Origin of the sequence: Pseudomonas sp. MD195_PC81_125 (genome assembly GCF_014060985.1) — a bacterium.
GTDB lineage: Bacteria > Pseudomonadota > Gammaproteobacteria > Pseudomonadales > Pseudomonadaceae > Aquipseudomonas > Aquipseudomonas parakoreensis.
This window is the reverse complement of the sequence record NZ_JABULD010000609.1, coordinates 1-3,210: the sequence shown is the minus strand read 5'-3', so window position 1 is coordinate 3,210 and position 3,210 is coordinate 1. Positions and strand designations below refer to the sequence as shown.

The 3,210-nt window shown below is 62.8% G+C and carries 3 protein-coding genes; 2 read left to right on the top strand and 1 reads right to left on the bottom strand.

Annotation, left to right across the window (positions count from 1 at the left end):
* Positions 1-86: 86 nt before the first annotated feature.
* The gene (locus tag HT737_RS24640; RefSeq protein ID WP_047293015.1) at positions 87-1,109 is read right to left on the bottom strand and encodes a quinone-dependent dihydroorotate dehydrogenase; all 1,023 of its coding nucleotides are present in this window, start codon (positions 1,107-1,109) and stop codon (positions 87-89) included.
* 223 nt (positions 1,110-1,332) lie between these two features.
* Here HT737_RS24640 and HT737_RS24635 point away from each other — a divergent pair, with 223 nt between their 5' ends.
* Positions 1,333-2,544, top strand: a complete 1,212-nt coding sequence (locus HT737_RS24635) for a CmpA/NrtA family ABC transporter substrate-binding protein (RefSeq protein ID WP_182404177.1) — start codon at positions 1,333-1,335, stop codon at positions 2,542-2,544.
* A gap of 15 nt (positions 2,545-2,559) precedes the next feature.
* Entirely contained in the window at positions 2,560-3,135 is a 576-nt protein-coding gene (locus HT737_RS24630; RefSeq protein ID WP_047293011.1) for an ANTAR domain-containing response regulator, read from the top strand.
* Positions 3,136-3,210: the final 75 nt, after the last annotated feature.

Genomic DNA, 3,210 nt, shown 5'->3' with positions numbered 1-3,210 from the left:
ATCTTTTGATCTTGCTTTTGATATTAAAAAACAACATCAAAAGATCGCACCTTCGGCAGCTCCTACATTGACCGGGTCACCCTGGGTTATTTGCGCAGCGCGGCGATCGCGTCTACCGCTTCACGAATCAAGGCCGGGCCTTTGTAGATGAACCCGGAGTAAACCTGCACCAGGCTCGCACCCGCCACGATCTTCTCGGCCGCATGCTTGCCCTCGGTGATGCCGCCAGCGGCAATGATCGGCAAGCGCCCCCCCAGCTCAGCCGCCAACACCTTCACGGTATGCGTGCTCTTGTCGCGCACCGGGGCGCCGGACAGACCGCCCGCTTCGTCACCGTGCTCCATGCCTTCGACGCCGACGCGACTCAGGGTGGTGTTGGTGGCGATCACCGCGTCCATCCCGGTTTCGATCAATGCCTGAGCCACTTGCGCGGTCTCTTCGTCGGTCATGTCCGGGGCGATCTTGATCGCCAGCGGTACATGTTTGCCGTGGCGCAGGGCCAGTTCGGCGCGGCGCGTGGCCAGGTCCGCCAGCAACTGCTTGAGCGAATCACCGAACTGCAGACTGCGCAGGCCCGGGGTGTTCGGCGAGCTGACGTTGACCGTGACATAGCTGGCGTGGGCATACACCTTGTCCAGGCAAATCAGGTAGTCATCCACGGCGCGCTCGACCGGAGTGTCGAAGTTCTTGCCGATGTTGATCCCCAGCACGCCCTTGTATTTGGCTGCAGCGACCCGCGCCAGCAGGTTATCCACACCGAGGTTGTTGAAGCCCATGCGATTGATGATCGCCTCGGCCTCCGGCAGGCGGAAGATCCGTGGTTTCGGGTTGCCCGGCTGCGGACGCGGGGTCACGGTGCCGATTTCGACAAAGCCGAAACCCAGTTGCGAGAAACCGTCGATGGCCGCGCCGTTCTTGTCCAGACCGGCCGCCAGACCCACCGGATTCGGGAAGTCCAGGCCCATGACCGTCACCGGCAGGTTCGCCGGCTTCTTGCACAGCAAGCCGTTGAGGCCCAAACGCCCACCCGCGCCGATCAGATCCAGCGACAGATCGTGGGAGGTTTCCGGGGAAAGTTTGAACAACAGCTGACGGGCCAGGGTGTACATGGGCGGCGATGACTCGGGCGGCGAAAAGAGGCGGCGATTATAGCCGGGCATCGCCCCCCGGCGCGAGGCGCACAGGCAAATCAGCCTGACTGGCATATGCCTTGCACTTTTGCGGTTATCAGCCCGCAGGCCAATGGCGGCGTGCGGGCACGGACAATGGCGTCGTCCTCAGGTTTGCTCGGGCAAAGCCTGGGACGGCGTTTTTTTTTCAAGGTGGTTTTATATGAATGATTCGTCCGTCGGGCCACTGGCCTGGGTCAATGGCAGTGATACCCCGGAAAAAAGCGTGGTCAATCTCGGTTTCATGGCCTTGAGCGACTGCGCCTCGGTGATCGTGGCCGCCACACAAGGCTTCGCCCAGCCTTACGGCCTGACGATCAACCTCAAGCGTCAGGCGTCCTGGGCGACCTTGCGCGACAAACTGGTCAGCGGTGAACTGGATGTCGCCCACAGCCTGTACGGGCTGATTTACGCGGTGCATCTGGGTATCGGTGGCGTGGCGCCGAGCGACATGGCGGTGCTGATGGGGCTGAACCAGAACGGCCAGAGCCTCAACCTGTCCCACGGTTTACAGCAACTGGGCGTGACCAGTCCTGAAGCGCTGGATCGGCACGCGCACCAAACCCGCGCAAAACTGACCTTCGCCCAGACTTTCCCCACCGGTACCCACGCGATGTGGCTGTATTACTGGCTGGCGAGTCAGGGCATTCATCCGTTGCAGGACGTCGACAGCGTGGTGGTGCCGCCGCCGCAAATGGTCGCGCACCTGCAAGCCGGGCGCATCGATGGTTTCTGCGTCGGTGAGCCGTGGGCGGCGGCCGCCGTGCAACAGGATCTGGGGTTCACCCTGGCGACCAGCCAGAGCATCTGGCCCGATCATCCGGAGAAAGTCCTCGGCTGCACCCGCGCGTTCGTCGAGCAATACCCCAACAGCGCCCGGGCGCTGGTAATGGCGATTCTCGAGGCCAGCCGTTTCATTGAACAAAGCGCGGAAAACCGCCGCAGCACCGCGCAGTTGCTGAGCGCCCCGGAATATCTCGACGCCCCGCTGTCCTGCATCGAACCGCGTTTTCTCGGGGATTACGCCGACGGCCTCGGCAATCGCTGGCAGGACCCGCACGCCTTGCGTTTTCACGGCAACGGCGAGGTGAATTTGCCGTATCTGTCCGACGGCATGTGGTTCATGACCCAATTCCGTCGCTGGGGCCTGTTGCGCGAGGATCCCGACTACCTCGCGGTGGCCCGCCAGGTTCAGCAACTGGACATCTACCGCGAAGCCGCCACCGCCGTCGGTGTCGCCGCGTGGGGCAAGGAGATGCGCAGCAGCCAGTTGCTCGATGGCAAAGTCTGGGACGGCAGCGATCCGGCCGCATACGCCCGCAGTTTCAAGCTGCACGCCCTGAGCGACGCCGCTCCTCTTCTCGCCCGCCGCTGACAGGAGGCCGCCAGCATGTTGCGCATTCTGCTGATCAACGACACCGCGAAAAAAGTCGGGCGCCTGAAAGCCGCGCTGACCGAGGCGGGTTTCGAGGTCATCGATGAGTCCGGCCTGACCATCGACCTGCCGGCCCGCGTCGAAACGGTGCGCCCGGACGTGATCCTGATCGATACCGAGTCACCGGGCCGCGATGTGATGGAGCAAGTGGTGCTGGTCAGCCGCGACCAGCCCCGGCCGATCGTGATGTTCACCGACGAACACGACCCGGGGGTGATGCGTCAGGCGATCAAGTCCGGGGTCAGCGCCTACATCGTCGAAGGCATCCACGCCCAGCGCCTGCAGCCGATTCTCGATGTGGCCATGGCCCGCTTCGAAAGCGATCAGGCCTTGCGCGCGCAACTGCTGGCCCGCGACCAGCAACTGGCCGAGCGCAAACGCATCGAGCTGGCCAAAGGGCTGCTGATGAAAATGAAGGACTGCAACGAAGAAGAGGCCTACACCCTGATGCGCCGCCAGGCCATGAGCCGTCAGCAGAAACTGATTCAGGTGGCGGAGCAGATCATTGCCATGAGTGAGTTGCTCGGCTGATTGAAGAGCAAAAGATCGCAGCCTTCGGCAGCTCCTACAAAAGGCACGCAATTTCCTGTAGGAGCTGCCGAAGGC

Coding starts and splice junctions, on each gene's coding strand:
- HT737_RS24635 (WP_182404177.1), top strand. CDS start 1,333: ATGAATGATTCGTCCGTCGGGCCACTGGCCTGGGTCAATGGCAGTGAT.
- HT737_RS24640 (WP_047293015.1), bottom strand. CDS start 1,109: ATGTACACCCTGGCCCGTCAGCTGTTGTTCAAACTTTCCCCGGAAACC.
- HT737_RS24630 (WP_047293011.1), top strand. CDS start 2,560: ATGTTGCGCATTCTGCTGATCAACGACACCGCGAAAAAAGTCGGGCGC.